General features: G+C 60.9%; 2 protein-coding genes. One reads left to right on the top strand and one right to left on the bottom strand.

Annotation, left to right across the window (positions count from 1 at the left end; all coding sequences use genetic code 11):
* Positions 1-40 precede the first annotated feature (40 nt).
* Positions 41-3,205, bottom strand: coding sequence for a TonB-dependent receptor (locus VFO93_RS02675; RefSeq protein ID WP_325132772.1), 3,165 nt, complete (start codon positions 3,203-3,205; stop codon positions 41-43).
* A gap of 565 nt (positions 3,206-3,770) precedes the next feature.
* On the opposite strand from VFO93_RS02675, the gene clpX reads away from it, so the two are divergent.
* Positions 3,771-5,000, top strand: coding sequence for an ATP-dependent Clp protease ATP-binding subunit ClpX (gene clpX / locus VFO93_RS02670; protein WP_325132771.1), 1,230 nt, complete (start codon positions 3,771-3,773; stop codon positions 4,998-5,000).
* Positions 5,001-5,102: the final 102 nt, after the last annotated feature.

Raw genomic sequence — 5,102 nt, 5'->3', positions numbered from 1 at the left:
CCTCTCCCGGAGGGGAGGGGCCGGGGGTGGGGTAACGCGCCTAAATCCCCATATTCAGGCCCACCGTGAAGGTGCGGGGCACGGGGTACGCGCCCTGGTCGAGGCCGCGGTTGCCCACCTCGGGGTCCATACCGGTGTAGTTGGTGATGGTGAAGAGGTTTTCAACCGTCATGTACAGGCGCAGGCTAGCCCCGTTGCGCACGCGGCCGGTGAGGCCGGCGGGCAGCGTGTAGCCCACCATTAGGTTTTTGAGACGCAGGTACGAGCCGTCTTCCAAGAACCAGTCGGAGGGCTGGCTGAAGTTCTTGTTCGAGTCGTTGAGCGAGAGGCGCGGGATGGTAGCGTCGGGGTTATCAGTGGTCCAGGCGCCGAGCACGCGGTTGTCGAGGTTGTAGCCTTGCAGGCCGGCGTTGTAAGTCGAAAACTTGTAGGCGTTGAAGAGCTTCACACCGCTTACGCCCTGCCAGAGCATGCTGATGTCAAAGCCTTTCCACTGGCCGCTGAGCGTGAGACCATAGGTGCGCTTGGGCATGGCGTTGCCCATGTACACGCGGTCGAGGTCGTCGATTTTGCCGTCGCCGTTGGCGTCCCGGAATTTCAGGTCGCCGGGCTTGGCGTTGGGCTGAATCAGCTTGCCATCGGCCATTTTATAATCGGCTACTTCCTGGGCCGATTTGAAAATACCGTCGGTCTGGATGAGGTAGTAGGCGTAGAGCGGCTGGCCCACCGTCGAGCGGAAGGGGTAAAGCTGGGTGCGCACATTGTCGCCGTGGGCGATGAAGGTGCTGCCGTAGCCGTCGAGGTTTTTCACCTCATTGCGCAGCAGCGTCATGTTGCCGTTGACTTGGTATTTAAACTCGCCAGCCTGGCCGTTATAGCCCAGGCTCAGCTCCAGGCCACGGTTGAGCACGGTGCCCACGTTGGAGGTCGGGCCCTCCCCTACCCCGCTGCTGGGGTTGGGCGCCACCGGCAAGATGAGGCCGCGGGTGTATTTCTGGAAGTAATCGGCCGTGAAGGTGAGGCGGTCGTTGAGCACCCCTAGGTCGAGGCCTGCGTCGAAGGTTTCCGAGCGCTCCCATTTCAAGCCGGGGTTCGACTGCTTGTTGAGGTAATAGCCGTTGCTATACGTCGGGTTGCTGCCTAGGTAGGCCTGGCCCACCACCAGCGGCACGTTGTAGGCGTAGTAGTCAACCGACTGAATGTTACCAATCTGCCCCCACGAAGCGCGCAGCTTCAGGGTCTGAAACACGCTATTACCGATGAACGACTCCGACGAGAGTTTCCAAGCGCCCGAAATGGCCGGGAAGAAGTCGGCGTTGTAGGTAGAGAGGCGCGAGGTGCGGTCGCGGCGCAGGCTACCGCTCAAGAAGTAGCGGTCGTCGTAGCTATAGGTGAGGCGGCCGATGGCCGAGGTCAGGGCATCCTGGTACACGCCGCTGGTGGGGCGAATCACGAACTCCTTGGCGTTGCCTAGGTACTGGTACCAGTCGTCTTCGCGGTCGAAGTTCTGCACCTGCACGCCCCACGACTCGTAGTTGGTGTGCTGGGCCGAGTACACGGCCGTGAGGTCGAGCACGTGCTTGCCGAAGTTCTTAACATAGCCTACCTGATTGTCCCAAATCCACTTGTTGCGGCTTTCCTGGCTCTGGCTCAGGTAGTTCATGGTGTTGGAGCGGCCGGGCTCCGGGATGCGCGGGTCGAAGCGCTTGTAGTCGTTGCGCAGCAAATCGAGGCTAAAGCTGCTGCGCACGCGCAGGCCCGCCACCGGCCGGTACTCCACGTAGCCAATGCCGTTGAGGTTGAGGCTGGGGCTCGTGATGGTGGGGCGCCGCAGCAGCGCCACCGGGTTATACACATCACCATAAGCGCCGGCAAACTGAAAGGCCGGGTCGGGCGACATTGGCGTGACGCCGCCATACGTGCCATCCGAGTTGTAGACTGGCGCGGCCGAGGGCATGTAAATGGCGTTGATGATGGCCCCCGAATACGAGTTGGAGGTATTCGCGCCCCGGCCAGTAGTCTGGTTGATGTAGACATTCTGGCCCACCGTCACCTTGCTGCCTAGGTCGTAGTCTGACTTGAGGCGTAGCGTGTAGCGCTTGAGTTTGGTGCCGATGAGGATGCCCTCGCGGTCGTGGTAGCCAAACGAGGCCAGGTAGTGGCCGGTGCCGCTGCCGCCACTGACGCTGGCATTGAGGTTATAAATGCTACCGGTACGGAAAATCTCGTCTACCCAGTTGGTGCGCGTGACTTGGCCCCAGGGGTTTTTGGTGGCGTTGTGGGCATCGGGGCGGGTGCGGCCGTCGTTGTCGGCGGCCTGGTTGTAGGCGGCGGCCTGCTGGGCAGCATCTAGGGCCTGCGGCAGCTTGTAGGCCGACTGCCAGCCCTGGTAAGTGTCGATGGTGACGCGCGGCGCGCCTTCGCGGCCGGCCTTGGTGGTCACCACAATCACGCCCGAGGCGGCCTGCGCGCCGTAGATGGCGGCCGCTGCGGCGTCTTTCAGCACCGTGATGCTGGCGATGTCATTAGGGTTGAGCGGGCCACCGTAGTAGGGCATGCCATCGACCACGTAGAGCGGCGCTTCGGCATTGACCGAGCCCGCGCCCCGAATAACCACGCTGGCGGTGGCCGTGGGGTCGCCGGAGTTTTGCTGCACCGTCACGCCGGCCAGGTTGCCTTGCAGCATGTCCTGCACGTTGGTGATGGGGCGGCTGGCCTGCTTTTCGGCGTTGGGCAGCGAGGCGATGGCCGTGGTCAGGTTGTCGCGCTTGGCCGTGCCGTAGCCGATAACGACCACATCGCTCAGGCCCTGCGGAGCCACTTTCAGCGTGATGGCTAGGTCGCCTTGGCCGGTATAAGGGACTTCCTGGCTGGCATAGCCCACAAAAGAGACCATCAGCACCACCGGCTTATCGGCGGGGGCATCGAGCTGAAACTTACCGTCGGCATCGGTAGCCGTGCCGATGCTGGTGCCTTTCAGCACCACTGTCACGCCCGGAATGGGCTGGCCGGCGGCATCGCGGACGGTGCCCGCCACGGGCTGGCCGGCCGTAGCCACCGCCCCTGGGATGGAGGCAGCAATGGGCAGCGCGGCGAGCGCCGCCGTGGGCATCAAAGCGGCCGCGCTCAGCCCTAGGGCCGCCAGGGCCACGGGGCCAGTAGGCGCGTTAAGTAATCGACGACGCAGAAGTAGGGATGCAGTCAAGGCGAACTATAAAAGAGTGAGATAAGCAGCAAAACCCCAAGCCCAACCGCTGATTTTTAGGCACAAGCGTACCCGTTGCCCCAAAGAGGGCAGGTAGCCAAATACCCGTAGTAGCGTGGGCCGCCGACCGGCCAGTGCCTAGGTCAGCGCGAGGGGAGAATCAGAGAAGAAACGTCGGGCATTAATTGCCAGCAGGTATGTGGCTTTGTGCGGTACAAAGGTCGGGCTAGGCTGTTGGCGTTATATTTTTCAAAGATTAACTTACCGTTAAGGCTGAGTTTACCTTGGCGCTAGTCGGAGAAAAGCGTTGCGCAAACGTTGTAGCCCGAGGCGCTGCGCAGCTAAACGCGGACTGTAAAGTCCGCACAACAGCTCGTAGATGCAGCTAATACCCGGAAACATTCGCTTACCGGTGGTGCTTTAGCTTAATCCTGAACGGTTAGATTATCGGTGTGGCTTGCAACGCGGGCGCGTTTTGCGTCATCATTGCCCTGCTGCGTGGCGTATCTTTGAACCCGTTTCGCCGAAATCTGCTTTTGCTACCCAAGTTTATATAAGTTGCCCGATGCCAGAAATAGCCTGCTCTTTTTGCAATAAGCCCAAGCGCGACGTCGCGGTGATGATTTCGGGCATCAATGCCCACATCTGCGAGAAGTGCGTGGCGCAGGCCCAGCACATTCTGGCCGAAGAAACCAAGCTGCAAGCCGAGGCCCGCCAGCCCAAATTCAACCTCATCAAGCCCCGCGAAATCAAGCAGCACCTCGACCAGTACGTGGTAGGCCAAGACGAAGCCAAGCGCGTGATGAGCGTGGCCGTGTACAACCACTATAAGCGCTTGATGCAGAAGCCCGCCGCGGGCCAGGACGAGGTAGTGATTGAGAAGTCGAACATCATCATGGTGGGCGAGACCGGTACTGGCAAAACCTTCTTGGCGCGCATGCTGGCCAAGATTCTGCAAGTGCCCTTCTGCATCGCCGATGCTACCGTGCTAACCGAGGCCGGCTACGTGGGCGAAGACGTGGAAAGCATCCTGACGCGCTTGCTGCAAGCCGCCGACTACAACGTGGAGGCGGCCGAGCGCGGCATCGTTTACATCGACGAGATTGACAAAATCGCCCGCAAGAGCGACAACCCCAGCATCACGCGCGACGTGAGCGGCGAGGGCGTGCAGCAAGCCCTGCTGAAGCTACTCGAAGGCACCCACGTGAACGTGCCCCCGCAGGGCGGCCGCAAGCACCCCGACCAGAAAATGGTGGCGGTGAACACCGAAAACATCCTCTTTATCTGCGGCGGCGCCTTCTCGGGCATCGACCGCATCATTAAGAGCCGCCTGAATACCAAGCCCATGGGCTTTTCCAAAACCAACCTGGAGGAGAACGTGGACACACAGAACTTTCTGCGCTACGTGTCGGCTCAGGATATTAAGAGCTTTGGCCTCATCCCCGAGCTCATTGGCCGCCTACCCGTGCTCACGCACCTCAACCCGCTCGACAAGAGCACGCTGCGTATGATACTCACCGAGCCCAAAAACTCGCTCGTGCGCCAGTACCAGCGGTTGTTTGGCATGGAAAACATCGCCCTCGGCTTCACCGAAGAGGCACTGGAGTACATCGTAGAGAAAGCCGACGAGTACCGCCTAGGTGCCCGTGGCCTGCGCTCCATCTGCGAAAGCATCATGACGGATGCCATGTTTGAGATGCCCTCGGAGGTCGGCACGCATGAGTTAATGATTACCGAGAGCTACGCGCGGGGTAAGTTCGAGAAGTCGCCGCTGCGGCTGATGCGGGCGGCTTAGAATTATGTGGTTATTAATACAAAGGCTCGCTTCGGCGGGCCTTTTTTGTTACTCGCCGCTCGTGTCACCCCACCCCCGGCCCCTCCCCTCCGGGAGAGGGGA

Source organism: Hymenobacter sp., assembly GCF_035709525.1.
Lineage (GTDB): Bacteria > Bacteroidota > Bacteroidia > Cytophagales > Hymenobacteraceae > Hymenobacter.
The sequence above is the reverse complement of the archived record's forward strand: the minus strand, read 5'-3'. Positions and strand labels throughout refer to the sequence as shown.

What these genes read in the sequence shown, in the direction of transcription:
- clpX (WP_325132771.1), top strand. Translation starts at nt 3,771, where the DNA reads ATGCCAGAAATAGCCTGCTCTTTTTGCAATAAGCCCAAGCGCGACGTC.